Genomic DNA, 25,372 nt, shown 5'->3' with positions numbered 1-25,372 from the left:
AAAAACTCCGGATGGCTTTTTTTTGTACCTTATCTTAAATACTGTTGCAATGAAAACGAAGGATTACTTTTCAAAGAAAATTGCGCAATGCTATTTCCTTCTGATTACACTAACCATGCTAGCACCGATGACGACCATCGCCCAAAGCCTTGACGATTATAAATGGAAAAACAGAATCGTCTTTCTGGTAGGAAAAACTATCGATTCACAAGCGATGCAGAATCAACTGGAGCAGTTCCGAAATACAGAAGAAGAAATGGCTGAACGCGATTTAGTTTTGTTTTTGGCCACTCGACGCGATGTTTTTGACGAAAGCTATGAGAAGGTAGATATTCGAATTACCGAAATTCGTAAAACTGCCCGTATCAAATCGGATTTTACCGGCGTTTTGTTGTTTGGTAAAGATGGTGGATGCAAGCTGAAAAAGGATTTTCAGGTAGAACCGGAAGAAATTTTCGACCTGATAGACGGCATGCCCATGCGCCGATCGGAAATTAGGAATAAGTGATGAGACCAAAATTTACTACGATCGAAATCTTTTTTTTGGTATTGGCCATTATAGGGTTGTGCGCCACTTGGTATTTCAATATTCGGTTTTATACGGAGGTAGCAGACACCTCGATCGGCAATTTTATTGCACTTACGAAAACTACACTACCGGCAAAATCGATAAATGCCGATATTGCCGTTGTGGCTATCGTGTTCTTGGTGTGGATGGTTTATGAAGCCCGAAAATTGAAGATGCGCCATTGGTGGGTTTATATCCCTTTGACATTTTTAGTGGCATTGGCCTTCAGTTTTCCGTTATTCTTGTTTTTTCGGGAGCGTAACATACGAAAGCAAAAAAAGGACTTACAGCAAGCCTAGCATCCGCTCCTCCACCTCGCTACTATCCCATTTCTTCTCAATACCTGGAATGTTCATGATAGTTTGCATGATGGCCTCTTGAGCATCGCCCATAGCCAGTGCCTCGGCATAGGGCCGTTCGGAGAATGTAACACGGGAGTAAGCCGGAACCCACTTCTGAGGATGCTTCGCGGCGAAATGCTTTTCTATTTTTTTCTGTAATAAAAATTTGGCATCTGCCGTTTTGCTGCTCATCTCGATAAAATTACGGTAGCTGAGTTCGGCTATGGCATCTGCATTGGGCTTGCGATCTTCTTGGTATTTCATAAAAATGGTTTCCCAATCGTCTCCAAATTGCCCCATATATTGGTCCAATACATAAATATCCTCAAAACCGGCGTTCATTCCTTGCCCGTAAAAGGGAACCACGGCATGGGCCGAGTCGCCTACTAGGGCAACCTTATCCCAATACGACCAAGGATAGCATTTCATGGTTACCATGGCACTGGTCGGGTTTTTGAAAAAATCTTCCATCAAATCATCCATCACCTGCATGACATTCGGGAAGTACGTACTGAAAAAGGTTTTTGCCTGCGCTTTCGTCCTAATATTTTCAAAGGACACCTCCCCTTCAAAAGGCATGAACAAGGTACAGGTAAAACTCCCGTCCAGATTGGGCATGGCGATAAGCATGAACCTGCCCCGCGGCCAAATATGGAAGGAATTCTTATCCAATTTGTGTGTTCCGTCGGCATTGGCAGGTATCGTCAATTCCTTATAACCCACATCTATAAAATCTTGGGAATAGTCGAAACGACTGCGACGCTGCATTTTGTGGCGTACCCTTGAAAAGGCACCGTCACAACCAAAGACCATATCGTATTGGTATTCCGACCAATGCCCCTTTTCAGTCTCTCCCGTATAGACTTTCGCCTCGGGCAAATCGATATCCCATACTTTTTCCTCGAATCGAAACGATACGCCGGCTTTTTCGGCCAAATCGATCATCCTCTTGTTCAATACGCCCCTCGAAATCGACCAAATGGCTTCACCTTCCTTTCCGTACTTTTGGTAATATTGCGATTTCCCCACAACATGCATTGCCCTCTTGTCCAAAGGAATGGCGATTTTTTTGATTTCAGCCTCGATACCCACCTCTCGTAGGGAACGCCATCCACGATTGCTCATTGCCAAATTAATGGAACGACCGGAAAACTCTATATTTCGAATATCCGGCCTACGGTCAAAAACGGTTACAAGGTGCCCGCGGCGCTTCAAATAAATGGCAAGTAGCGAACCTACGAGACCTGAACCGATAATGGCGATGTTCTTTGATGTTTGTTTCATGCTAATTTTATCAGAGGAACGGCATACTAATCATAAAAAACGTATTCGGAAAGAAAGGGTTTTAAATCAATGACTAAAGTTAGCCTTTTTTTAACATGGTACGAAAGACCAATTCAACATCTGTCGCGTATATAATATATCCCGCGAAAGCGTCTATATATATGCAAAAAGTCCTTCACATACACTGCGAAGGACTTTTTCTAATTTTGAGAATTCGTAAATCACTTCATAATACCATCAACGATTCCGTATTCAACGGACTCTTCGGCACTCATCCAATAGTCGCGATCAAAATCCTTGAGTACTTTTTCGAATTTCTGCCCACAATTGTCGGCCAAAAGTCGGGCGCTCAACTCCTTAGTTTTTATGATTTCCCGTGCTTGGATCTCAATATTCGAAGCTTGACCCCTAGCGCCACCACTCGGTTGGTGAATCATGACCTGCGCATGTGGTTGTATAAAACGTCTTCCTTTTTTTCCTACGGAGAGCAATATCGAACCCATTGATGCCGCCAGACCAGTACAAATGGTCGATACCGGACTCTTTAATGACCTGATGGTATCGTACATCGCAAAACCGGAGGTGACATATCCTCCCGGGCTATTGATGTAGAGTTGTATTTCTTTGTCATTCTGCAAATCCAAATACAACAGGCGATCGATAACGTGCTTTGCGGAATCGTCATCAACCATGCCCCAAAGGAACACCTTGCGTTCATCCAACATTTTTTCGTCTATGGCCTCTTGTATTTTTCCTTTTTTTGAACTCATTTTTGTCTTTCTTATTGAATTTCAAAATTAATCATTTCTTTTCGAAAAAATAGTAGTTGTGACAAGGACATTCGTCTGCCCTTATAAATCTTATCTTTCTAACTATTTGAACGGCTTTAGCCCCTATCTTTGACAAAAATCGAGAACCATGAAAAAATATCTCTTTGGCCTCTTGGCTGTAACAGTACTATCCTCAAGCTTTACAATACTTGGTAAATCGGATCCTCAGGAACCTTCCATATTACAAAAAGTGGCAAACGCCAACGGTTTTGAAAATTGGGCGAACGTAGAAAAAATCAAGTTTACCTTCAATGTAGATCGCGATACCTCCCACTTCGAGCGAACGTGGATTTGGCAACCGAAAACCAATGATATTACGGCTATTTCCGATGAAGGAACAATGGAATACAATTGGTCGGAAATGGACAGCGCTGCCCACAAGACCAATGCAGGCTTCATCAATGACAAATATTGGTTGTTGGCACCCTACCAGTTGGTATGGGATAGTGACAATATTACGCATGAACACAGCGCAGAGGCCGAAGCACCCATTAGCAAAAAAACCATGCAGAAATTGACCATTACGTACGGTGCCGAAGGTGGATATACCCCTGGCGACGCCTATGACTTTTATTTTGGTGATGATTTCATCGTTCAAGAATGGGTATTTCGAAAGGGCAACGCCCCTACCCCATCAATGATGACCACTTTTGAAGATTATGAAGACATAAACGGCATCAAATTGGCCAAAATACACAAAATGCCCGAAGGAAATTTCAAGCTCTATTTTACCGATATCGAGATGAACTGATTTTTAGGTGGCCAAATCATTCAAAAAAAGAAAACCGCTCTCTCGAGCGGTTTTTCAATGCCAATGTTCATTTTTTTAGACATGAACGGTGTCCTTTAAACTTCAACCCCGATTGTTGCTATCCACAATTTTTGATGAAATTCCATCTGGTAAAGTCCCGTTCGTATAAGCGCCCTCTATACGTAACACGATCACCAACATTGTACCTCCGAAAACGAGACCATTCCTGAACACCGTCACAAGCATCAGCTGTCGGTGGGTTAGGGTTTTCGCCATCTACCGCCGGATAAATAGAATTGGTACCAGCAATATCAAGATCGGATACCCTTGCCTGTCGTCGTGGTAATACATTTCCGTTCAGATCCGTGATGGTCGGTTGACCGTTTTTAGTAAACGTATAACTCCCGTACATCATGGTCGAATTGATGTCGAATTGACTGGTAACCAGCGTAGCCGAACTACTTTTGAAAAACTGGTCTACCGCGTTATCCTGTATGTTCTGGAAATTGATAATGATGAAATCATCCCTATCACTGCGATTCTGTTCATGAATATAGCCTAAGGTGTGGCCAATTTCATGAATGATAACTACTGCCGTGGCACGGGTACCGAGTCGAATAAATCCCCTATTCCCGTTCATCCCTAGGGTAGCCACGCCAGAATTGCTGTTAGAACCCGAGGAGGAAATGGTTACATAGTTCGATTCGTTGGTACGCTCTTTAAAGCGAACGTTCGTTTTGCTCGTCCACTCATCAAAAGACTTTTGCAACTCAGATCGTACCGATGAGCTCAATCCTTGAATTTGGTAAACAATGGTACTATTCGTCCATTTTCGCACACCGCCACCAAGGCCCAGAGCGGTAAGGCCATCTTCAGGGTTTGGATTTTCGTCAAAGTCCGATGGACTGTCAGTGAGTTGGTCTTCAAATAATCGGGCATCACTGCCAGCCAAACTGTAGGTGCCATCTTCCTCTAATCTAACCTTTACCTCAGTACCTAAAAAATACTTGGTAATGAATTGTGATTCCTGATCTACAGCCTCTTCTTGATTTTCCACAGCTGTCTCGGGTTCATTGGTAATGGTGTCTTTTTCACAGGAGGTAAATCCCAAAGCAAACACCATAGCCACCATAGCAATACGGTACATTTTGTTTCTTCGTTTCATTTTTTCATTTTTAGTTTTCATGTTCATTTAATTTTGGGGTTAAATAACAATTGTATGTACGGATATAACTGAGAAAACAGCGACGAGAGGGTCATATTTTCGACGAACGGTAAACTGTAAAAAAAATGAAATCAGCAAATTAATATTGCGATTATTGCATAGAAAGTGTTAAATAAGCTATTAAAATGCTGATTTATTGGTATTTGTATTGAAATACTACAGAAGGTATCTATCAAATAGTCGAAACTTGAAGATGAAGTTTTTATATTCCGAAGTTTACTCGCCTAGGCTTTTTTTACTTTTTGGCCGAACAAGGCAAAAGTAGCCACTAAAATAAAAATGGCACAACAAAGCAGCACCCAAAAAGACGTTACAAGGGAAGAAGCATCAGCGATTTGCCCGATGATGGGCGGCGCGCATAAGAAACCTGCATAGCCTGAACCTGCGATAAAGGCAATACCCTGCGAAGACGCCACACCCCTTACCTTGCCCCCAATGCGAAACAATTCCGGCACCATGACCGAAAAACCGAGTCCGCTGAGGGAAAATCCGATAATAGACAAATACATATTCGTAGTCAAGACCAGACCGTATCCCGCAATAACGAGCACCGTACCCCAGGCCACCATGGGAATGGACCCCAGCTTGGCACTTACGCCATCCCCTAAAAATCGACCTACCGTCATTGTAATTTGAAAGCCTAGAAATCCTGCACCCCAAAGTGGTTCGGGGGCGATACTTATTTCCTTTAGATACAGGCCACTCCAATCAACAATCGCACCTTCGCTTCCCATAGCTACAAAAGAAATAAGACCGAGTAGCAACAATGGCCTAAACACTTTAAGGCTAAACCCCTCGTTCTCAGTGATAGCGGCAATAATATGCTTGAATTTCTTATGGAAAATCAGGTTAACTATCAAAACCAAGGCCACGGCCATACCCATATGCAGCACCGGGTTGTCAAGAGGACCGATCAGAAAACTTCCCAGGCCGGCCAAAACCCCTCCCAAACTGAAAAAACCATGTGCAGCCGACATAAAATTCGTTCCGTCCTTTTTTTCCACTTCGGTAACCAAAGTATTCATTGCGATATCGGTAAAACCGTTGGAAGCGCCGAAAAGGAAGAGGCTGGCCATTAAAGTGTAATAACTCGGCGCCAACAAGGGTAATATGGCAGCCGCACAGCTACACAATACCCCGTACCATGTGGCCCTTCCAACTCCTATTTTATTGATGATCCTTGCCGCAACGGGAAAGACGGTAAATACCCCAAGCGACAAGAAAAAAATTGCGATGCCCAGCTGCGATTTATCTATACCCAGATTTTCCTTGACGGTAGGAATGTAGATGGCCCAAGTACCAAATAAGATATTCAGACTGGCAAAAACCCACGCGGGGCCAAAGTATCTAGGATTTGAAAGGATAAGATGTAGTGATTTCATTCAAGCCTTTACTTCGTTAGTCTTTCTGTCAAATGTTTCTACTTCATCAGAAATATGAAGAACAAGCTTGATGCCCCATAGTAGTATTGTCATTCACTATGTATTTTTTAATATACCTTTTTTCAAAATCTGACCGAACCGGTACATATCTTCATAGGAACAATAGAATGGTGCTGGGGCCAAACGAATCACATTGGGTTCACGCCAATCGGTTATTACTCCGTTTTCCATCAAGTAATCGAAGAGTGGTTTGCCCTGCCCGTGCAAGAAAACGGATAATTGACAACCGCGATCCGGCGGTGTAATGACTTCAAAAGTACCATCGACTTCTTTGTCTATTTCCTCCAGGATAAACTCCAAATACGCCACTATCTTTTTTCGCTTGTCTATCAATGCGTTCATACCCACTTCTTCGAACATGCCTAAGGAAGCCAAATACGGTGCGACCGACAAAATCGGGGCATTGCTGATTTGCCATGCATCGGCATTCTCCATTGGCTCGAACTCGGGCTTCATCAAGAAACGGGTTTCCTTTTTAGTACCCCACCAGCCTTCGAAACGCTGTATGTCTTTTTTGTTTAAATGCCTTTGGTTCACAAAAACGCCCGAGGCATTTCCGGGGCCGCTATTCATATATTTGTAGCTGCACCAGGCTGCGAAATCCACACCCCAGTCGTGAAGTAACAATTCGATATTCCCCACAGCATGAGCCAAATCCCAGCCCACCATGGCCCCTACGGCTTTTCCGGCTTTGGTGATTTCTTGCATATCGAAAACCTGACCGGAATAATAGTTTACGCCTCCGATCAGTACCAGGGCCAATTCGTCGCCCGTTTCCTCTATTTTCTTTATAATATCCTCAGTACGCCAATAATGCTCGCCTTCCCTTTTTTTAAGTTCCACCAGCGCGTCGTTGGGGTCGAGCCCATGAAAACGCAATTGGCTATCGAACATGTATTGATCGGAGGGAAAGGCCTTTTCCTCACAGATGATTTTATACCGTTTCGCAGTAGGTCGGTAAAAGGAAACCATCAGTAAATGCAAATTCACCGTAAGCGTGTTCATTACGGTAACTTCCTCGGGCCTCGCACCGACTACCATGGCCAAAGGGGCTGCTAATTTTTCGTGGTAGTCCCACCACGGTTTTTCTGCATGAAAATGACCTTCGACTGCAAGCGCTGCCCAATCGTTCATGACCTCATCGACAAATTTTTGGGTTCTTTTAGGTTGCAATCCCAGAGAATTTCCGGTAAAATAAATGACTTGCTTCCCATTCACCTTTGGAAAGTGGAACTCATCCCTATACTTCCTTAGCGGGTCTTCGGCATCTAATTGTCTTGCGAATTCAAGACTGTTCTGAAACTGCATAGCCATAATTTTCTTCAAAAATACAACTTCGTTAACGAATAGCTGCCGCTCATCCGGGCAATCGCATTTCGATAATATGCTTTTTGAATCCGTACTTTTCATAGGCCCTGATGGCCGATGCATTTTCATCGTAAACGGTAAGTCTTATCTCTGAAACTTCCTTTTCGGTCGCCCAAGATTTCAAAACGTCCAAAATTTTTGAATTAACACCATTTCCCCTAAAATCGGGATGGGTATACATAAAGCCGAGATACGCATACTCCTCATGGTCTAAATAGTGTTTCGCTTTCTTGATTAGCGCGTAACCGCAACCGATAACTCGGGAGGCTGCGACCCCAACAACAACTTCCGCATCACTTGAAGAAATCAGTTCTGGCAAATCGTAGTACAAAATAGGGTTTTCGGCCAAGGTAGGGTCGTACGGTCTTTCGGCTTCGATAACCCCTTGTTCGTATTCCAATAATACCTCCAAATCTTTCAGCGTGGCTTTTCTTACCAAAATCTCACCCATTCTCGGTCTAATTTACCGTTCCAAGATAGTGAACTCCTCTTGAATTCTAAATCCACTTGACCCCTAAAGCTACCGGGGGGCATTTTTTGTATTCTATCCTGCTCGCCGGCAGACAAGTTTGGTCGTATTTTCAAATTGTGGCTATGATTATGTCGTGAAAAAGTATCAGCATACCAAAGGAACCACAAGTCTCGATACCGAAAAGCTACTTAGGAAGCGTTTATTTTATGGCTATTTTTGTCAAAATTCAACGATGCACTTTTTATCGCCTTTGCTGGAAGAATACATAAGTAACCATTCGGAGGAAGAACCGGAACTTTTACGCGAACTCACACGGGAAACCCACTTGAAAGTGATTCGACCCAGGATGCTTACCGGGCATTTTCAGGGTAGGGTATTGAGTATGCTATCCAAAATCACCAGTCCCCGGCATATTTTGGAAATCGGCACCTATACAGGCTATTCCGCCATTTGCCTCGCCGAGGGACTGCCCCCTGACGGCCAATTACACACCATCGAGGTGAACGCAGAATTGAGCGAGATGCAACGCAGGTATTTCAACAAAAGCGGCTACGGCCAACAGATTATCCAACACACGGGGAACGCCCTCGAAATTATCCCGACTTTAAACCATGTATTCGATCTTGTGTTTATCGACGCCGCCAAAAAAGACTATCCCGCTTTTTTTGAGGCGGTTTTACATAAAACCAGACCCGGAAGTCTCATTTTATCCGACAATGTCCTATGGACTGGAAAGGTCGTAGAACCGTTAGATCCAAAAGATGCCGTAACCCGAATCTTATTAGACTATAATACCCGGTTAAAAGAGGACAAGCGCGTGGAAACGGTACTCCTACCCATTAGGGATGGCTTAACCTTAAGTAGGGTGATAACACCTTAATATATATTCGATAAAAAAAGATAGCGGATAAGATGCCTACAATCATACCAACGATAATATCTACGGGATAATGCACCCCTACAAAAATACGGCTGGAGGCAAAAATCAAAGGCCAAAAATAAAATAGCCAACTCCATTTGAACCGGTTTTTCAAAAACAGCACGAAAATCGTGGTAATCGAAAAAGAACTAGCGGAATGCCCGGAAAAGAAGCTGAAGGTAGTCGGACTCTTTAAAATGCGTATCAACGTATTGATTTCCTCGGCGTTATTTGGCCGTAAGCGGGCCACATAGTACTTGGTAATATCGGTAGCGGCCATCACGAATAAAATCATGGACGCGATGATCAATAGCACGAAAAGTGCTTCACGCTTTGGGTATTTCCAAAAAATCAGACCGATAAAAGTTAAAAATAGGGGAATCCATGTGTTGAAATCGGTAACGGTAGTCCAAAAGATATCATATTCTTCAATGCCGAGGTTGTTCAGGTAAACAAAGGTGTCCCTATCCCATTCGAGCAATTTATCCAACATGTTACTTTCTTTTGATTGCGCCGGTAATATCGTCTACACTATCCTTAACACTACCAAGCTCCTTGGAAAGACCGGAGCTCACATTGTTCTTTACCTCATCGATATCCTTTTTGATGTCACTTACGAAACTGGTATCGATACCCTGTTTATCGGCGCTCCTCTGTATTTCTTGTTTAATATCCTCTGTGGCATCTTTCAATTGGCGCATGCCTTTGCCAAGACCTTTGGCGATACCCGGAATTTTGTCCGCACCGAAAACCATGACCACGATGAACATGATAAAGAAAATCTCACCTCCGCTTATGAATAAGAAATGTGTAAAAAACATAGTACAAATATAACAATTGTTCCTCGGTAAATATTGTTAGACCGCTACGGTTTTAAAGTTAGGGTGTAAGCGTATTTTTCAATTTATCGGATTCTTGTGTCTGACGCGAATTCTGAAGCTGCCTACCCATGGGTGCCTTCTTGATACAATTTTCGGTACCTGTTCACCCAGCTAAACAAAAAAAAGCCCTGTACTTCACAGGGCTTATCAAAAATATCAAAAGATGGGACTATTTACCTTTAATGGTCTCCTTCATTTTATCGAAATCGGTATTGGTTTCTTTTTTTGGCCAAGAATTATTGGTCGTATCGATATCGGCCGTTTCCGCTTTCGGGTCTATGATAACCCCGGTCAATTCTTTTTGGGAAGAAACGACTACACTGACTTCCTTATCGTTTTTTCTCCAAATTTCGGCAGGATAGGTAATGTTCTCCGTGCTTCCGTCGGCATAGGTATACTCTACGATCAATGGCATGGGTATACCGCCCGGCTTATCATATGTAATTTGATAGAAATATTTTGGCTCCTTAACCGCCATACGTTCCTGCTCGGTAAGGTTATCCATCATGAATTCCTTTAAGGTCTTTGAACTCTCAGATGGAGCTTTGCCTTTTAAACTATCGTCGAAATCCTCGGACCCTTCTTCGGCCAAATAGACCAATGGTGGCAAATCTTCTTCCTTGATGTTGCGCGCAGCCATATATTCCTGCATTTTCTTGGAAGGCTTATCCGATACGTAATACTTTTTGACCTCTTTTAGACCAATATCTACGTAATCGGTGGTGTAAAACCAACCTCTCCAATAGTAATCGAGATCAACTGCCGAAGCATCTTCCATCGTTCTAAAGAAATCCTCGGGCGTCGGGTGTTTGAACATCCAACGCTTGGAATAGGTTTTGAAAGCGTGGTCGAACAACTCCCTTCCCATAACGGTCTCCCGCAAAATATTCAAGGCAGTGGCGGGCTTCCCATAAGCATTGGGACCCAATTGATATACGTTTTCGGGATTCGACATTATCGGGGAGATCGTACTTTGATCGCCGCTCATATACGGAACGATTTTCGACGGTGCTCCCCTACGGGAGGGATAGGCCTTATTCGGAGCAATGGCCTCAGGGTATGCTTCCCCAAATTCCTGCTCGGCCATATACTGCATAAAAGTATCCAAACCTTCATCCATCCAGCCCCATTGGCGTTCATCGGAATTGACGATCATCGGAAAGTAATTGTGCCCCACCTCGTGAATGATCACACTGATCATTCCGTATTTGACGCGATCGCTGTAGCTACCGTCTTCATTAGGTCTACCATAGTTCCAACAAATCATCGGGTATTCCATCCCTTGATTTTTCGCATGTACCGATATTGCTTTAGGATAAGGATAATCAAAGGTATGCGCCGAATATGACTTTAAGGTATGGGCGACCGCCTTCGTGGAAAATTCCTCCCACAACGGGTTTCCCTCTTTCGGGTATAGCGAAACCGCCATCACATCTTTATTCCCCACTTTTACCGCCTGCATATCCCAGATAAACCTTCTGGAAGTAGCAAAACCGTAATCCCGTACATTCTCAGCCTTGAATTTCCAGGTTTTCTTCTTTTCCGAAAAGCCTTGGGAGGCTGCTACCGCCTCTTCCTCGGTTACGATGATGACGGGCTTGTCATATGATTTCTTCGCTTGTTCATAGCGTTTCATCATTTCCTTCGAAAAAACCTCTTTTCTATTTTGAAGCACCCCTGTGGCATCCAACACGTGATCCGCCGGCACGGTAATGTTTACGTCATAATCGCCAAAGGTCAATGCGAACTCCCCGCTACCCCAAAATTGATGGTTTTGCCATCCCTCTACGTCATTATAGACCACCATTCTTGGGAAAAATTGTGCGATAACATAAGCACGGTTACCATCGGAAAACTCTTCGTAGCCCGATCTTGCCCTGTTCACCGTATGATCCGGTATGTTGTAATTCCATTTGATGGAAAAAGAAATCTGCTCCTTGCTCTTTAAGGGTTGCGGCAGATCAATACGCATCATCGTGAAATTAATCGTGTATGGCAAGGCCTTTCCGGCCGCATCCTTTACATGCTCGATCACAAAGCCCCCATCAAATGGTTCGGTCATATATTTCGAGGCGAAAGCTGCCGGCTGGTCTGCCAGCGGAACACCATCGCCATTCTTTAGCTTCGCTTTTGAATCTTTCGTTCTGACGTTTTGGTCTAGCTGAACCCAAAGAAACTCGAGATCGTCCGGCGAATTGTTGAAATAGGTAATGGTCTCATCACCCTGTATCCTATGGTTTTTATCATCCAACTCAATGTTCATGACATAGTTAGCCTGCTGTTGGTAATAGTCGGGACCCGGTGCACCCGAGGCCGAGCGATAAGTATTCGGGGTGGAGAACTCCTCATACAATTGCTTGAATTTACTTTGATTGGTGTGCCCACCTTCTCTCTCTTTCGGCGCCTCTTCCTGTGCCACGGCGACTGCCGCGAACAAGAAAAGTACCGATGCAAAACAATACTTTAATCTAGTCATCTTCTTTTTTAAGTGTTTAGGAACGTATTCAAATTAGCTCAATCCGGGCAAAATAGAATTTTTTCTAGTATCTCTTCAGAATTGTTACAAGTTTAACATTCCTTTATTATTTTCTCTGATAAGCACAAAGCTTTTTTTCTTTCCATTAATCTTAAAATGCACTACGTTCTGTTGCTCGTCGTACATATCTGTTAGGATCTCATTCTGGATTGTGATGGATTTATGGTCGGAGAGCAGCACGTTCGGGACTTCGATATAACAAATCATCAAATCATCTTCGTACCGCTTGCCTATAAAATCGAATTCGGCAGCCTTTTCATCAATGTAAATCACAAATTTGGCGCGGATGTACTTTTCAATATATTCATCAGCCAGGGCCGCCTCCTTTTCCGTGGCCAATTCCCCTTTAAAATCGTAACGTGCCAACAGTGCGGCTTCGAAATCATCGATAAAAACACGGCTTGTAATTTGCAAAGCTTCGTCTTTTTCGGAATAGCCCACATTGGTCACACTCAAATAAAACTTATGGAGCGTTGTAAAAGCAAATAAGGGAAGTAAAAGTATTAACAACGTTTTTTTAAATGTGCTCATAGGGAAAGTCGTTCTGCCAAAAATAAACAAATCATATGCCAAAGCTAGGCCGCTTTGCGAATTAGCCCTATTTTAAAAGAGTCAAGACTGCCCTTTTTGTCCTGTTGCATGCTTTTCGAATCAAGATGGCCTTGCTGCTGCCCCCAAACGCTATTCTTTGAAAAATTTCACTAACGGAATTCTTATTATAATGTATTCAATCCAATTTGTTATTCTCACGGTATAGCTTGCCCTTGTGTACCATAAACTCCCAAATTTTAAGTTTGTCATGGGTATCCACCGTCGTCTGAAAGGCAGAATCGATTTCACAGAAATACAGAAAATCGTCTATTTTTTCTAGGGGAATTTTCAAATCCGCAACGATTAGGGAATCGGCATAAAATCTTTTCACCCGCTCGGTTCGCGCATAGGTTTTTTCCAACTCAACTTGTTTTTTAAGGTATTTGGTCCGCCCTGAAATTCCATTTAGAATCGGGTTAAGGGGAACGAGTCCACCACCGGATGTAGCTTCGGATAAAACACGTTCGGCTTTGGTCAGCGACTTTGCATAGGCGTTTGGCAGTCCTAAAGTCGAAGCCGTTATAATACGCTCCTTACCCAATCGGTCGGCATCACGACTCATATCGCCGGTGAGGTTATAGGGCATGACGACGACCTCTTCAAGCTCGGTCAGGGCATTTTCCAGAGGTACATTAATAAATTTGCTATCGAAAATCGATTGGGTAATCACGATTTCCTTGCGTTTGTACTGCACTGCGGAAAAAACAATGGTGTCGTTTAACGACATGGTTATCTTAAAATACCCGTTCAAATCGGTAATAGCAGCGCGTTCGGTAGTGGTATTGAGTACGTGGGTCGCGGCAACATCGCCATCATCACTGTATACTTTGCCTTCGAGTTCCCGGGATAGCAAAGATTGCCCGTGGGCGGCAAAAGAAAGCAATAGAAAAAGAACTACAACGTATCTACTCTTCGGCATCCAATTCCTTCAAATAGGTTTTGCTGTGGGTAACGAGAAAATCGATCAGTTCGAACTCGTTGTCTTTCTTCAACAAGGATTGTGTGGGGTTTTTGGTGTCGAGATAAAGCAGAAAGCTATCGATTTTGTCTTGGGGCAGTTTCAAGTCCAATACGAAAAATTCGTCGTCGTATACCAGTCGCAGCACTTCACTTGGTTTCATGGGCAGCCGTTCCTCCACCTTTTCTTTCTTGGCGGCTTTGAGGAGCGCCTTAAAGATATTCACGAAATTCAAGTCGCCTTCCCTGCCCTGTTCGGCCTGCGACAGGGCAATATTCCGTACTTCGGTAGAACGATCTTCCTCAAATTCATAGCCCTTGAATTGCTCATTCTGCATTTCCAGAAATTTTTTCTGCTGTTCGGGGGTCACCACCACCTCTTCGAGTTCGGTAACCTTCTCTTCTACCTCGACCACCAAACGCCCTCGCTTTAGCAGCTCTTCTGTAATCTTGAATATCTGCAATTTATAGTTCACGGCGGTAAAAGCAATCTCATCGCCGGGCTTTACGGGAATCATAAATCGGCCATTTTCATCCGTAATGGTCGCATCTTCCGTAGTTATATTGATTACGGTCTCATCGGGCACATTTACATTGTTATACAGTACTTGACCCCTGAGCAGCACGCGCTCGTCTTCCTGAGCGGAAACGGTGTATGCGATAAGAATTAAAAAAATAGCGAAAAATGATTTCAGCGTAGTGTTTTTCATCAAGGGTGATTTTCTAGTCGAATGCCTTAGGGGTTTCGGACATACAATTGTTGTAGATAAAGAAAATACTTGTTGGGGTCATAAAAAAAAGATGCCCACTAAACTTTTGTTAATTTATAGCACTAGCACGTCATATACCCTGAAACCGCACCAAACAACTCGCATGTTTTGAACTGTTCAACCCTATTATGGCGCCATATATCCGATATGCGGTTCTAATCGGCGTATTTAACAAGTATTGTATCTATATAATTCTATTTTTGTGAGTCCCTCAACATCCAAATTACGAAAAGTACTTTTTATGAAAACATTGGTATTATTTTTTTTGGCTGGTTTCTGTATGCTTACACAACTTCAAGGGCAGGTAAAGATCGGGGACAATCCCCAGACGATCGATCCCGCGGCAGTACTGGAACTGGAGAGCACGAGCATGGCCTTGATCATTACCAGAGTGACTACCGAACAAATGGAGGCCATAATCCCTGGGCAAGGTGCATTGGTCTATAATACAGATACCGCCTGCGTGCACTATTACGATGGTACGGCATGGGTGAATCTTTGTTCGGGGGCGAACGTTAATATATCTGCAGACCCGATAGTCAATGAAGCCGACCATGGCAGTGAGGTAAGTACCATTGTACTCACGCAGACCGACGAAGGCACCAACATCGAGGTCGCTACTGAAAGTATCACCGGAAACCAGATACTCGATGGCAGTATTTTTGGGAACGATTTCAATGACAACTCCATCACCGGAAACAAATTGGCGAACAATGCCGTGACGGCGGAAAAAATAAGTGAAAACGCCGTAGGGCCCTTTGCGATTAATCGCGACAGTTTACCACTGAGTTTTTTCAATAACGATGTTCCTTTTTTGGTAGCCGGGGATGTTACGACCGTAAGTGCCGATCCCGATAATTCGATTACCCCAGGCGGCGATGGGGGCGCTTTTTTCAATGCGTCTCCCTTGTTCGATGCCATTGCCAATGATTTGGACGATGATCCGGAAAATGAGGTACAGGCTTTTTCTCGTTCAGGCAACGACCTTATTCTAACCCGACCCAATGGGGCCAATTTTACGATTGCCTTGGATGATTTGGCCGGTACGGGAACGGATGACCAAAATTTAGGCCCTGCAACCTTAGATGCCGCGAATATGCTGACCATCGAAATTGAAAATGGTAATGAAACCATGGTCGATTTGAGTTCGCTGGCGAGCAGTGGCGGAACCGACAACCAAAATTTAGGGCCCGCAACATTGAGCCCCACGAACATTCTTACTATTGAAATAGAGGATGGGATGGAAACGACTGTAGACCTTAGTACATTGGCAGGAGGAGGTACTGGAGGAAATCCGACCGATGAACTTCAGGATCTGGCTTACGATCCTACCAGCAACATTCTTACTATAAGCACTCCGGCTACTGCGGGAAATCAGGTTGATTTAAGTGGATTGGCAGGTGGTTCAGGAGGAAATCAAGATTTGGCCCAAGTACTCGCCGAAGCCAACGATGCAAATATGTTGGGTATAACAAACCTAACCACAGATCCTGCCGATAATACGGCAGCGGCGACCGTTGGATACGTAAATAATGCCGTAGTAAGTGGAGGAACACCTTTGGTATTTAATGAAGATGTCTTTGATGGGGATGGATCTACCACCCAACCCTTTACCCTACAACCAGGTGAGGATGGTCAATTTTTGACTACTGATGACATGAATAATGTAATCTGGACTACAGTCACACCCGGCGGTGGCGATGACGACCAGAACGATTCCGAGGTCGCGTTGGAAACACCTATCGATATCGACGGAGATACGGTGGATGAGACCAATGTACAAGAAGCCATTGCCGCACTTATCGCTGCCAACACCGACGACCAGAACGATTCAGAGGTCGCGTTGGAAACACCTATCGATATTGATGGGGATACCGTGGACGAGACCAATGTGCAAGAAGCCATTGCGGCCCTGATCGCAGCGAACACCGATGACCAAAACGATACCGAGGTCGCGCTGGATACACCCATCGATATTGATGGGGATACGGTAGATGAGACCAATGTGCAAGAAGCCATTGCCGCACTGATTGTAGCGAACACTGACGACCAGAACGACACCGAGGTTGCGTTGGAAACACCTATCGATATCGATGGGGATACCGTGGACGAGACTAATGTGCAAGAAGCCATTGCCGCACTTATCGCTGCCAACACCGACGACCAGAACGACACCGAGGTTCCGTTGGATACACCTATCGATATTGATGGGGATACGGTAGATGAGACCAATGTGCAAGAAGCCATTGCCGCACTAATTGTAGCGAACACTGACGACCAGAACGACACCGAAGTTGCGTTGGAAACACCTATCGATATAGATGGGGATACCGTGGACGAGACCAATGTGCAAGAAGCCATTGCCGCACTGATCGCGGCGAACTCTGATGATCAAACCGCCGCCGAGGTATCTGTCGCTGCAACCTCCACAAATTATGTGGCGGCCACCGCGGACGTTGAGGCGCATTTGGCTGGAATCGATACGGCTTTGGAGGACGTTGGCAGTAATCTAAGTACAGATAATTTGACGCAAACCTTAAATGTAGATCGGACTTACGATATTAATGGTGGAACATTAAACTTTAGTGGATCAGGTAATATTGGCATTGGGACCTTTGGTGTAACCGGTGAACCTGCCAATATTGATGATAAGCTTGACGTAAATGGACAAATAAGGGCGAGAAGGGGTTTTGCGGCAAATCCAGGATCTGTTGGTGAACCAAGTTATAGTTTTTATACCAACGGTGATACGGACACCGGAATATATAGAGTTGGAGAAAACCATATAGGATTTTCCACTGGAGGAGAACTTGGACTCGCAATTAACCTGACCCCTGATGGGCCTACAGTTATTTCCAATGATAGATTGCAGCTTGGCGGTCAATTACTAGATCAGGCGGGGAATCCAGGTATGAATGGTCAAGTCTTAGAAAGCACAGGTGCAGGTACAGCTTGGGTAAACAGTAGTGGAAGCGCCGTTAGGGCTTTCGGAAGAATTGGTATGACTGGTGCGTCGACAGGGGATTTTCAAATTACCACAGGCTACATCATAACTAATCTTCCCGCTACCGGCTCATTTATGGTGACTTTCCCCCCAGGTGAGAATTTGGGAACGAACTATGTCGTTCAGCTAAGTGTTGAAGGCAACAATACCATTTTTATCGAGAATCAAATCGATGGCTCTTTTGAGGTGGGCATTAGAAATGGGGGGACTAACGTACCAGCTGATGCAAACTGGCATTTTACCATTTTAGATTAATCCTTTATGAAACATTTATTTCGCATATCGATATTTCTTATGGCCTGGTTCACCCAAGCCCAAACAGCACTCTACAATTCGGGCAACCTGCGTATTCATGAAAATGGACAAATCGGGTTTCATACCGATTTGATCAACGACGGTATCTTTGATGAAAACCAAGGTTTGGCAGGGTTTTATAGTGAGAATACGCTGGATATTCAGGGTAGCATCTCCCCGACCTTTTTTGACGTGGAATTTGCGACCCAGCTTTTTGCCGTCTTACGAACGACCGTTAACCTGACCAATAACGCGAATTTTATATCGGGTGATGTGCTTACGCCACGGGACGACCCCAATAGTACGCTAAACTTTATCCAAGACGCGTTTAGCGCAGGAGAAGGCGACGCCAACAAAGTGGATGGCTATGCGAGTATTACCCAAAAGCAAGTGTTTACCTTTCCGGTTGGCACTACGGATGCCTTGCGCCCCTTGATCCTGAATTCGGAAAGCAGCAACGAATTTGCCCGATGCGCCTATTTTAACGAAGACCCCAATAGTCCGTCTACGTTCGCCCAAAGTTTTGATACAGGACAAAAGCCTATTGATCTGGGGGAAATCAGCACCACTGAATTTTGGCGGTTGGAAGGCAGCGTGCCCTCTACCGTACAGATCAGTTGGAACGAAGCCAGCAACATTGCGGCCATCACCGATGATGCCAGTGTGGTCGTCGTAGTCGGTTGGAGCAAGGCTGCGGGCCAATGGGTAAGCCTAGGCAGCGCCGAAGCGGTGGGCGACCTCGATGCGGGCTTTGCCACCTCCTTGCCCTTTGTCCCGAACGACTATGAGGTCATCACCTTTGGAGGTGCCGGCCAGCCCTTAGAGGTGTTGGATTTGGACAATTACTTGGTCACACCCAATGGCGACGGAATCAACGATACCTTGGTCATCGAGGAACTGCAGGCATCGCCGAACAACACGGTACAGGTTTTTGATCGTTTCGGGTTAAAGGTCTTCGAAAAAGATAACTACACCAACGAATTCAATGGCCTTGCATCCACAGGAAATGTGGTTTTGGGCGAAAACGAGGGCCTACCCTCCGGTGTCTATTTTTATGTTGCCAAACTACACGATCTAGACCTGGAGTTTCAAGGTTTCCTATATCTCGCCCCGAGACCTTAATTGAGATAGGTGTCAGGTCCTGTGTTTATCTTTGGGAATCGGTGCCGAAAGCGTACATTGGTTCCGGTTTTCTGACCAAAAGCGAGCCCGTGGCGTAGACTAAAATCGCTAATTTTGAGTTATAGCAATATATTTTGGTAATTTGGCAACATTATTGCAACCGAACAGGAAACCACAAGAAACAGCATTATGCAAAGAAGATCCTTCATCAAAAAAAGTAGCACAGGCGCATTGGCTTTGGGCGTTTTGCCAACGATGGCATTTTCCAACCAGACCGAATACTCCATTTTAGAATTAATGGGTAAAACCGATATCAAACTTTTCGGTGAAGGTATCAATCTTCGGAAAGCCGCACATGACGCTTTCGTGGAAATGAAAAAAGCCGCGTACAGCGACGGAATCGATATCAAGGTCATATCGAGCTACAGAAATTTTTATAGGCAAGAGGGTATTTGGGAGCGAAAATTTATTCGCTATACGGAACAGGACGGAATGGAGCCTTTGCCCGCCATCGATAAGATCATCGAATATTCCACCATTCCCGGCACCAGCCGACACCATTGGGGCACCGATATCGATATCGTTGATGGCTACCGCAAAGTAGAAGGCGACGTGTTAGTACCTTCCAAATTCGGTGCAGGGCAGCCCTACGAAGATTTTAAAAAATGGATGGACGAAAATTCGAAAAGCTTCGATTTTTATCTGGTGTACACCGATACACCAGGTCGCAGAGGCTTTAAATACGAACCCTGGCATTACAGCTATGCCCCCTTATCGATACCGATGCTAACCCAATTCAGAAGCAAAAATATCCTTCAATTGCTGGAAGCCGAAGAATTTGAAGGGGCCGAACACTTTACCAACGGCTTTTTGAACAGCTATATCAAAGACAATATCTTGGATATCAATCCAGAACTTCTTTAAAGGTCCAGCTCAGTATAAATCGATTGCGTTTTTCGCAAATCTTTATTGCAAGGCATTTTCATATTCTGCTTGGCCTCTTCGAATGGTCAACGAAGGGTGGCATGCTTCGCTTTAACCCCAAATTTCAGAAGGCATCACGCACTACCGGAAAATCTCTAACTCTTTTTGTATATTCACACGTACAGAATGCTTTAGATTATGAGAAGAAGTAGTTGGAAAATCCGAATTCTTATCGGTGTGGCCATTGTCGGCTTTGCCTTGGTCAAAAAATGCAATAATACGGAGGAGAACCCCTATACGGGTCGTTCCCAGCACATTAATATGTCGGCAGAGCAAGAAATCGCGATCGGCCTTCAGAGTGCGCCCGAAATGGCCCAACAACACGGCGGTCTGTACCCCGACGAGCGATTGCAGGCTTTTGTAGACCAAGTAGGCCATAAATTGGTCAACAATAGTATTGCCCGTGAGACACCCTATAAATACGATTTTCATTTACTGGCCGACGATCAGACCATCAATGCCTTTGCCCTTCCGGGCGGGCAATGCTTTATAACCTATGCCCTATTTTCCCAATTGAACGAAGAACAATTGGCAGGAGTGTTGGGCCATGAAATCGGCCATGTCATCGGAAGGCATTCGGCGGAACGTATTGCAGAGAGTAATTTTTGGAAGACCGCTACAATGGGAGCTACCGTCGGTGCCGGAGATATCGGTAATGTCGTGGGTGGTATCGGGCAGAACACGCTCTTAAAGAACGGTCGTGGCGATGAGCTTGAAAGTGACGATCTGGGGGTGCTCTTTATGATACAATCGGGCTACGATCCCAACGAGATGATCAGGGTAATGGAAATCTTGAAAGCGGCTGCAGGACCTAACCGTGTTCCGGAATTTCAAAGTACGCATCCCGATCCCGAAAATAGGATTGAAAAAATCCGGGAATCGATCGCGAAGTACAGCAATCAACAGTAGTACGCCGTCTCTTCTAAAAATGAACACTGCGAAGAGACCTGCTGTCTTTTCGATGAACTGCACGCAAGATTCGACAAGAATTTGTACATTTGTTGTTCCCAAATATCTTATTGCCTCAGATTTAACCCTTATAGCTTTAATTTAATCACTTTAAATAAAACTATAATGGGAACACTATCACACTTTAGAAATTTGTACACAGAAGCTTTTCAAGGATGCAAACCCGCACTAGCGGTTATCTTTTTGAAGGCTTATTCGGTATTTGCCGCCTTTATGATTTTTATGGCCATCTATGCCTTTACCGAAAGAGTCCTCACTGGATTCCAATTCTAAAAAAGTCGACATCGCTCTTTTACTTGAACACTATATAGAGCTAGAGATAACGAAAAAAACCCATGACCTAGACGTTATGGGTTTTTTGGTGAATTGAAACGTCCATCAGGAGTTCGCCTCGATAATCGCTAAAGCCTCCTTGGCATTCGAGAGTTTGGCATACTTCTTAATCGTCCAGCCCCTAAAACATCGTATTTTCAAATCAGCTCCTTTATCGACAAGAAGCTGAAGAATTTCCGCCCTATTGTGGCGGGCAGCATAAATAGCCGGGGTTTTACCCAAAGATTTTTGATTGACATCTTCCCCAAGCGCAATCAAACGTTTAACGGTGTCAATATCGCCCTCTATAATGGCCTTACAAAAGGAATTGAGTTCATAATCCATCGGGCTTGTAATTTCAACAACAGGTGTTGATGCGGTGTCGTTGGCTGCGAATGCGCCGGTTACCATTACCAACGAGGCAATGGCACAAGTTAAAACTGCTTTTTTCATGATGAATGATTTAGACCTGTCTACCGACAGGTAGATTGATGAATAGATTATACTTATATAAGTATAGACTGTAGCTATTTGTTTTTGTTTCAATCTAATTCGTTAATTCACAAATGTTTAACAATCCTGGGCTTGATAAGGCTCAGATTTAACATGTTTCGCACCTTAGGAGAAATATTCAAATCTTCACCTGTAATACCTCTACGAAACCTTATTCTCTATTCAAGCCTCTAGAATTGGTGCGATTTGATTTGCTAACAAAAAGTTTAAACGAGTTCATTGAATAACTAAGCAAAGAGGAGTACTTTTGATTTTAAATACCGCTCTGGCATGAACAAGAAAGTAATACTGATGATTTTAGATGGTTGGGGTACATCTCCCGACCCCAAGGTATCGGCGATAGCCAATGCCGATACTCCCTTTGTAGACTCCCTGTATAAAAAATACGGTCACGCCAATTTGCTTACCGATGGTATGAACGTAGGGCTTCCCGAAGGGCAAATGGGCAACAGTGAAGTGGGGCATATGAATCTCGGGGCCGGTAGAATCGTCTACCAAGATTTGGCTAAAATCAATTTGGCCATCAAAGAGGACACCTTAAAAGAAGAAGCGGTTCTTAAAAATGCCTTCCAGTATGCAAAGGATAACAAAAAACCCGTGCATTTTTTGGGATTGTTGAGTAATGGTGGGGTACACAGCCATGTTTCGCATATTCAAGGTCTAATCAAGGCCGGTACGGATTTTGGACTGGACCGCATGTTCGTACACGCCTTTACCGACGGTCGGGATGTTGACCCGAAAAGCGGTATCGGTTTTTTAAAAGAACTTACTGATTTCTGTACCGATAAACCGGCCCAACTTGCCACGGTAACCGGCAGATATTTTGCCATGGACCGCGATAAACGCTGGGAGCGGGTAAAACTTGCCTACGATGTTTTGGTGAACAGCGTAGGTGAAAAATCGAAGGATATTTCGGCTACCATGCAAAAAAATTACGACGAGGGCATTACCGATGAGTTTATCAAACCTATCGTGATGACCCATGCCGATAGTTCTCCCGTCGCAAAAATCGAAGAAGACGATGTGGTCGTGTTCTTTAATTTTCGAACCGATCGCGGGCGGGAACTTACCCAAGTATTAAGTCAGGAAGACATGCCCGAACAGGACATGCGTAAACTGAAGCTGTACTATGTGACGATGACCAATTACGATGACTCGTATAAAGGTGTGCACGTCATTTATGACAAGGACAATATCAGTGATACCCTTGGAGAGGTTTTATCCAAAGCGGGCAAGAAGCAAATCCGTATTGCCGAAACCGAAAAATACCCACATGTTACGTTCTTTTTCAACGGAGGACGAGAGATTCCCTTCGAAGGGGAACAACGTTTGCTCTGTCCATCGCCTAAAGTAGCGACCTACGACTTAAAGCCCGAAATGAGCGCCTACGAGATTAGGGATGCCATAATCCCTGAGCTTCAAAAAGGTGAAGCGGATTTCGTTTGTCTCAATTTCGCCAATCCGGACATGGTGGGCCATACCGGTGATATGAACGCGGCTATAAAAGCCTGCGAAGTGGTGGACAGCTGTGCGAATTCGGTCATTACGGCAGGGTTGGAGAACGGGTATACTACTATCGTCATCGCCGACCATGGCAATTGCGATACCATGATTAATCCTGACGGTAGCCCCAATACGGCACATACCACCAACCCCGTACCCTTAATTCTTGTAGACAACGATATTAAGGAAATCGCAGACGGGGTATTGGGTGATATCGCCCCGACCATCTTGAAACTAATGGGCGTTGCACAACCAGAAGCCATGACCCAAAAAGCTTTGGTGTAGCTAGTACATCATTATACCACAAGATTGAGAATCCGATTTTGTTATAAGGATTTCGTTATGCGCATTATGCGTTGCGCCGGAAGCTATGTGAACTGAGCAAAGTGTCAAGTCAAATACTCGCAACTGATTTCCTAATTCCGTTTTATAAAAATAGTATGAGACCTATTTTTTGGTAAATGTTTTACCTTTGCCGCCTATGATTATAGCCAAAACAGCTGAAGAAATCGAATTGATGCGCGAAAGTGCGTTGATCGTATCCAAAACCTTGGGCATGCTTGCCAGCGAAGTGAAACCTGGGGCTACTACCTTACAACTCGACAAGCTCGCCGAAACCTTTATACGGGACCATGGTGCCGTTCCCGGTTTTTTAGGATTGTATGATTTCCCGAATTCGCTTTGTATGAGTCCGAATGCACAAGTGGTGCACGGTATACCCAATGATACGCCTTTGGTAGAGGGTGATATCATATCAATTGATTGCGGGGCATTGAAAAATGGTTTTTATGGCGACCACGCCTATACATTTGCCGTCGGTACGGTAAGTTCTGAAGTTCAAAAACTATTGGATGTCACCAAGGAATCGCTTTACGTCGGTATTCGTGAGTTTAAAGCCGGAAACCGAACGGGCGATGTGGGCTATGCGATTCAAAAATTTACCGAAGAACATGGGTATGGCGTGGTACGCGAATTGGTCGGACATGGCCTTGGGCGTAAAATGCACGAAGACCCGGAAATGCCGAATTACGGCCGACGCGGGCGTGGCAAAAAATTCATCGAGGGCATGGTCGTCGCCATCGAACCAATGACCAATATGGGCACACGAAGGATCAAGCAACTTAAAGACGGCTGGACCATATTGACCGCCGACGGAAAACCCAGCGCGCATTTTGAGCATAACGTGGCTTTAGTAAACGGGAAGCCCGAACTGCTATCTACCTTTAAATATGTGTATGAGGCCTTGGGGGTAGAGAGTGATGAGGAGGAGGAGTTTCGGAACTAAGCTGGGGTTTTAGTACACAGAGTTTCACAGAGAAATGCGCAGAGTTTCGCAGAGCAGTATGGAGGATAACGAAATCACTAAGTTAGTAATTGGAGCAGCTATTGAGGTACACAAGGCACTTGGCCCTGGACTATTGGAATCTGCATATCAGGAATGTTTGTATTTTGAACTTCGCAGCAAAGGTCTAAAAGTTAGGAAACAGGTTGCCCTCCCCATTGTTTACAAAGAAGTAAAATTAGACCATGGATACCGTATTGACCTGCTGGTCGAGGAAAAAATAGTTTTAGAACTTAAAACTGTAGAAGGATTTACGGACGTTCACTTTGCGCAAATTTTGACATATCTAAAATTAGGCAATTACGATTTAGGTCTATTAATAAACTTTCATACAACCCTATTAAAAAATGGAATTAAAAGAGTTATAAACAAACCTCTGTGAACCTCTTTTTTC

The 25,372-nt window shown here is 44.3% G+C and carries 25 protein-coding genes; 12 read left to right on the top strand and 13 right to left on the bottom strand.

From position 1 onward, the window contains the following. Positions 1-49: 49 nt before the first annotated feature. Both FGM00_RS03105 and FGM00_RS03100 read left to right on the top strand, forming a co-directional pair. Positions 50-508, top strand: coding sequence for a DUF4174 domain-containing protein (locus FGM00_RS03105; protein ID WP_175416180.1), 459 nt, complete (start codon positions 50-52; stop codon positions 506-508). Then, on the top strand, positions 508-867 hold the full coding sequence (locus tag FGM00_RS03100; RefSeq protein WP_138851503.1) for a DUF2834 domain-containing protein: 360 nt from the start codon (positions 508-510) through the stop codon (positions 865-867). The genes FGM00_RS03105 and FGM00_RS03100 overlap by 1 nt, the downstream gene beginning before the upstream one ends. Here the strand turns inward: FGM00_RS03100 and FGM00_RS03095 are convergent. Next, positions 853-2,193, bottom strand: a complete 1,341-nt coding sequence (locus FGM00_RS03095; RefSeq protein WP_138851502.1) for an FAD-dependent oxidoreductase — start codon at positions 2,191-2,193, stop codon at positions 853-855. The genes FGM00_RS03100 and FGM00_RS03095 overlap by 15 nt on opposite strands. A 221-nt stretch (positions 2,194-2,414) precedes the next feature. After that, the gene (locus FGM00_RS03090) at positions 2,415-2,963 is read right to left on the bottom strand and encodes a ClpP family protease (protein ID WP_138851501.1); all 549 of its coding nucleotides are present in this window, start codon (positions 2,961-2,963) and stop codon (positions 2,415-2,417) included. A 148-nt stretch (positions 2,964-3,111) separates the two neighbouring features. Here FGM00_RS03090 and FGM00_RS03085 point away from each other — a divergent pair, with 148 nt between their 5' ends. Then, positions 3,112-3,774 carry a hypothetical protein gene (locus FGM00_RS03085; RefSeq protein WP_138851500.1) on the top strand — a complete coding sequence of 221 codons (663 nt, stop codon included), beginning with the start codon at positions 3,112-3,114 and terminating at the stop codon, positions 3,772-3,774. A 118-nt stretch (positions 3,775-3,892) separates the two neighbouring features. On the opposite strand, the gene FGM00_RS03080 is transcribed toward FGM00_RS03085, so the two are convergent. The 4 genes from FGM00_RS03080 to FGM00_RS03065 form a co-directional block, all read right to left on the bottom strand. After that, a complete protein-coding gene (locus tag FGM00_RS03080; protein ID WP_175416179.1) occupies positions 3,893-4,939 on the bottom strand; it encodes a M12 family metallopeptidase in 1,047 nt (348 codons plus the stop codon). A 284-nt stretch (positions 4,940-5,223) separates the two neighbouring features. Beyond that, on the bottom strand, positions 5,224-6,381 hold the full coding sequence (locus tag FGM00_RS03075; protein ID WP_138851498.1) for an MFS transporter: 1,158 nt from the start codon (positions 6,379-6,381) through the stop codon (positions 5,224-5,226). 96 nt (positions 6,382-6,477) lie between these two features. Further along, a complete protein-coding gene (gene kynU / locus FGM00_RS03070) occupies positions 6,478-7,749 on the bottom strand; it encodes a kynureninase (RefSeq protein WP_138851497.1) in 1,272 nt (423 codons plus the stop codon). A 49-nt stretch (positions 7,750-7,798) separates the two neighbouring features. Then, positions 7,799-8,260 carry a GNAT family N-acetyltransferase gene (locus FGM00_RS03065; RefSeq protein WP_138851496.1) on the bottom strand — a complete coding sequence of 154 codons (462 nt, stop codon included), beginning with the start codon at positions 8,258-8,260 and terminating at the stop codon, positions 7,799-7,801. Between the two features lie 253 nt (positions 8,261-8,513). On the opposite strand from FGM00_RS03065, the gene FGM00_RS03060 reads away from it, so the two are divergent. Then, positions 8,514-9,161 carry an O-methyltransferase gene (locus FGM00_RS03060; RefSeq protein ID WP_138851495.1) on the top strand — a complete coding sequence of 216 codons (648 nt, stop codon included), beginning with the start codon at positions 8,514-8,516 and terminating at the stop codon, positions 9,159-9,161. Here FGM00_RS03060 and FGM00_RS03055 read toward each other — a convergent pair. The 6 genes from FGM00_RS03055 to FGM00_RS03030 form a co-directional block, all read right to left on the bottom strand. Continuing rightward, the gene (locus tag FGM00_RS03055) at positions 9,121-9,693 is read right to left on the bottom strand and encodes a phosphatase PAP2 family protein (RefSeq protein ID WP_138851494.1); all 573 of its coding nucleotides are present in this window, start codon (positions 9,691-9,693) and stop codon (positions 9,121-9,123) included. The genes FGM00_RS03060 and FGM00_RS03055 overlap by 41 nt on opposite strands. 1 nt (position 9,694) lies before the next feature. Beyond that, positions 9,695-10,021, bottom strand: coding sequence for a Sec-independent protein translocase subunit TatA/TatB (locus FGM00_RS03050; protein ID WP_138851493.1), 327 nt, complete (start codon positions 10,019-10,021; stop codon positions 9,695-9,697). 229 nt (positions 10,022-10,250) lie between these two features. Next, positions 10,251-12,557, bottom strand: coding sequence for a M1 family metallopeptidase (locus FGM00_RS03045; RefSeq protein ID WP_138851492.1), 2,307 nt, complete (start codon positions 12,555-12,557; stop codon positions 10,251-10,253). An 84-nt stretch (positions 12,558-12,641) separates the two neighbouring features. After that, the gene (locus FGM00_RS03040; protein WP_138851491.1) at positions 12,642-13,148 is read right to left on the bottom strand and encodes a DUF6702 family protein; all 507 of its coding nucleotides are present in this window, start codon (positions 13,146-13,148) and stop codon (positions 12,642-12,644) included. A 196-nt stretch (positions 13,149-13,344) separates the two neighbouring features. After that, on the bottom strand, positions 13,345-14,127 hold the full coding sequence (locus tag FGM00_RS03035) for a carboxypeptidase-like regulatory domain-containing protein (RefSeq protein WP_138851490.1): 783 nt from the start codon (positions 14,125-14,127) through the stop codon (positions 13,345-13,347). Further along, positions 14,114-14,875: a transthyretin-like family protein gene (locus FGM00_RS03030; RefSeq protein ID WP_138851489.1), complete on the bottom strand. Its 762-nt coding sequence runs from the start codon at positions 14,873-14,875 to the stop codon at positions 14,114-14,116. The genes FGM00_RS03035 and FGM00_RS03030 overlap by 14 nt, the downstream gene beginning before the upstream one ends. A 301-nt stretch (positions 14,876-15,176) precedes the next feature. On the opposite strand from FGM00_RS03030, the gene FGM00_RS03025 reads away from it, so the two are divergent. The 5 genes from FGM00_RS03025 (at position 15,177) to FGM00_RS19755 (ending at position 21,581) form a co-directional block, all read left to right on the top strand. Then, positions 15,177-18,194, top strand: a complete 3,018-nt coding sequence (locus FGM00_RS03025; RefSeq protein WP_138851488.1) for a beta strand repeat-containing protein — start codon at positions 15,177-15,179, stop codon at positions 18,192-18,194. 6 nt (positions 18,195-18,200) lie between these two features. After that, positions 18,201-19,355 (top strand): gliding motility-associated C-terminal domain-containing protein, encoded by a 1,155-nt coding sequence (locus FGM00_RS03020; RefSeq protein ID WP_138851487.1) that lies wholly within the window; start codon positions 18,201-18,203, stop codon positions 19,353-19,355. Positions 19,356-19,544: 189 nt separating this feature from the next. Then, positions 19,545-20,279, top strand: a complete 735-nt coding sequence (locus FGM00_RS03015; RefSeq protein ID WP_138851486.1) for a M15 family metallopeptidase — start codon at positions 19,545-19,547, stop codon at positions 20,277-20,279. 198 nt (positions 20,280-20,477) lie between these two features. Beyond that, on the top strand, positions 20,478-21,248 hold the full coding sequence (locus FGM00_RS03010) for a M48 family metalloprotease (protein ID WP_138851485.1): 771 nt from the start codon (positions 20,478-20,480) through the stop codon (positions 21,246-21,248). Between the two features lie 165 nt (positions 21,249-21,413). Further along, positions 21,414-21,581 carry a DUF6747 family protein gene (locus FGM00_RS19755; RefSeq protein ID WP_175416178.1) on the top strand — a complete coding sequence of 56 codons (168 nt, stop codon included), beginning with the start codon at positions 21,414-21,416 and terminating at the stop codon, positions 21,579-21,581. A 105-nt stretch (positions 21,582-21,686) separates the two neighbouring features. Here FGM00_RS19755 and FGM00_RS03005 read toward each other — a convergent pair whose 3' ends face one another. Further along, positions 21,687-22,073 (bottom strand): ankyrin repeat domain-containing protein, encoded by a 387-nt coding sequence (locus FGM00_RS03005; protein WP_138851484.1) that lies wholly within the window; start codon positions 22,071-22,073, stop codon positions 21,687-21,689. A 330-nt stretch (positions 22,074-22,403) separates the two neighbouring features. Here FGM00_RS03005 and gpmI point away from each other — a divergent pair, with 330 nt between their 5' ends. The 3 genes from gpmI (at position 22,404) to FGM00_RS02990 (ending at position 25,360) form a co-directional block, all read left to right on the top strand. After that, positions 22,404-23,921, top strand: a complete 1,518-nt coding sequence (gpmI, locus tag FGM00_RS03000; RefSeq protein ID WP_138851483.1) for a 2,3-bisphosphoglycerate-independent phosphoglycerate mutase — start codon at positions 22,404-22,406, stop codon at positions 23,919-23,921. A gap of 196 nt (positions 23,922-24,117) precedes the next feature. Next, the gene (gene map / locus FGM00_RS02995; RefSeq protein WP_138851482.1) at positions 24,118-24,921 is read left to right on the top strand and encodes a type I methionyl aminopeptidase; all 804 of its coding nucleotides are present in this window, start codon (positions 24,118-24,120) and stop codon (positions 24,919-24,921) included. A 58-nt stretch (positions 24,922-24,979) separates the two neighbouring features. Continuing rightward, positions 24,980-25,360: a GxxExxY protein gene (locus FGM00_RS02990; RefSeq protein WP_138851481.1), complete on the top strand. Its 381-nt coding sequence runs from the start codon at positions 24,980-24,982 to the stop codon at positions 25,358-25,360. The last annotated feature ends 12 nt before the right edge of the window (positions 25,361-25,372 follow it).

It is taken from the genome of Aggregatimonas sangjinii (genome assembly GCF_005943945.1).
Classification (GTDB): Bacteria; Bacteroidota; Bacteroidia; order Flavobacteriales; family Flavobacteriaceae; genus Pelagihabitans; species Pelagihabitans sangjinii.
The sequence above is the reverse complement of the archived record's forward strand: the minus strand, read 5'-3'. Positions and strand labels throughout refer to the sequence as shown.

Excerpts from the sequence above, each read along its gene's own strand:
- FGM00_RS03105 (WP_175416180.1), top strand. The coding sequence starts at position 50 with ATGAAAACGAAGGATTACTTTTCAAAGAAAATTGCGCAATGCTATTTC.
- FGM00_RS03100 (WP_138851503.1), top strand. The coding sequence starts at position 508 with ATGAGACCAAAATTTACTACGATCGAAATCTTTTTTTTGGTATTGGCC.
- FGM00_RS03095 (WP_138851502.1), bottom strand. The coding sequence starts at position 2,193 with ATGAAACAAACATCAAAGAACATCGCCATTATCGGTTCAGGTCTCGTA.
- FGM00_RS03090 (WP_138851501.1), bottom strand. The coding sequence starts at position 2,963 with ATGAGTTCAAAAAAAGGAAAAATACAAGAGGCCATAGACGAAAAAATG.
- FGM00_RS03085 (WP_138851500.1), top strand. The coding sequence starts at position 3,112 with ATGAAAAAATATCTCTTTGGCCTCTTGGCTGTAACAGTACTATCCTCA.
- FGM00_RS03080 (WP_175416179.1), bottom strand. The coding sequence starts at position 4,939 with ATGAAACGAAGAAACAAAATGTACCGTATTGCTATGGTGGCTATGGTG.
- FGM00_RS03075 (WP_138851498.1), bottom strand. The coding sequence starts at position 6,381 with ATGAAATCACTACATCTTATCCTTTCAAATCCTAGATACTTTGGCCCC.
- kynU (WP_138851497.1), bottom strand. The coding sequence starts at position 7,749 with ATGCAGTTTCAGAACAGTCTTGAATTCGCAAGACAATTAGATGCCGAA.
- FGM00_RS03065 (WP_138851496.1), bottom strand. The coding sequence starts at position 8,260 with ATGGGTGAGATTTTGGTAAGAAAAGCCACGCTGAAAGATTTGGAGGTA.
- FGM00_RS03060 (WP_138851495.1), top strand. The coding sequence starts at position 8,514 with ATGCACTTTTTATCGCCTTTGCTGGAAGAATACATAAGTAACCATTCG.
- FGM00_RS03055 (WP_138851494.1), bottom strand. The coding sequence starts at position 9,693 with ATGTTGGATAAATTGCTCGAATGGGATAGGGACACCTTTGTTTACCTG.
- FGM00_RS03050 (WP_138851493.1), bottom strand. The coding sequence starts at position 10,021 with ATGTTTTTTACACATTTCTTATTCATAAGCGGAGGTGAGATTTTCTTT.
- FGM00_RS03045 (WP_138851492.1), bottom strand. The coding sequence starts at position 12,557 with ATGACTAGATTAAAGTATTGTTTTGCATCGGTACTTTTCTTGTTCGCG.
- FGM00_RS03040 (WP_138851491.1), bottom strand. The coding sequence starts at position 13,148 with ATGAGCACATTTAAAAAAACGTTGTTAATACTTTTACTTCCCTTATTT.
- FGM00_RS03035 (WP_138851490.1), bottom strand. The coding sequence starts at position 14,127 with ATGCCGAAGAGTAGATACGTTGTAGTTCTTTTTCTATTGCTTTCTTTT.
- FGM00_RS03030 (WP_138851489.1), bottom strand. The coding sequence starts at position 14,875 with ATGAAAAACACTACGCTGAAATCATTTTTCGCTATTTTTTTAATTCTT.
- FGM00_RS03025 (WP_138851488.1), top strand. The coding sequence starts at position 15,177 with ATGAAAACATTGGTATTATTTTTTTTGGCTGGTTTCTGTATGCTTACA.
- FGM00_RS03020 (WP_138851487.1), top strand. The coding sequence starts at position 18,201 with ATGAAACATTTATTTCGCATATCGATATTTCTTATGGCCTGGTTCACC.
- FGM00_RS03015 (WP_138851486.1), top strand. The coding sequence starts at position 19,545 with ATGCAAAGAAGATCCTTCATCAAAAAAAGTAGCACAGGCGCATTGGCT.
- FGM00_RS03010 (WP_138851485.1), top strand. The coding sequence starts at position 20,478 with ATGAGAAGAAGTAGTTGGAAAATCCGAATTCTTATCGGTGTGGCCATT.
- FGM00_RS19755 (WP_175416178.1), top strand. The coding sequence starts at position 21,414 with ATGGGAACACTATCACACTTTAGAAATTTGTACACAGAAGCTTTTCAA.
- FGM00_RS03005 (WP_138851484.1), bottom strand. The coding sequence starts at position 22,073 with ATGAAAAAAGCAGTTTTAACTTGTGCCATTGCCTCGTTGGTAATGGTA.
- gpmI (WP_138851483.1), top strand. The coding sequence starts at position 22,404 with ATGAACAAGAAAGTAATACTGATGATTTTAGATGGTTGGGGTACATCT.
- map (WP_138851482.1), top strand. The coding sequence starts at position 24,118 with ATGATTATAGCCAAAACAGCTGAAGAAATCGAATTGATGCGCGAAAGT.
- FGM00_RS02990 (WP_138851481.1), top strand. The coding sequence starts at position 24,980 with ATGGAGGATAACGAAATCACTAAGTTAGTAATTGGAGCAGCTATTGAG.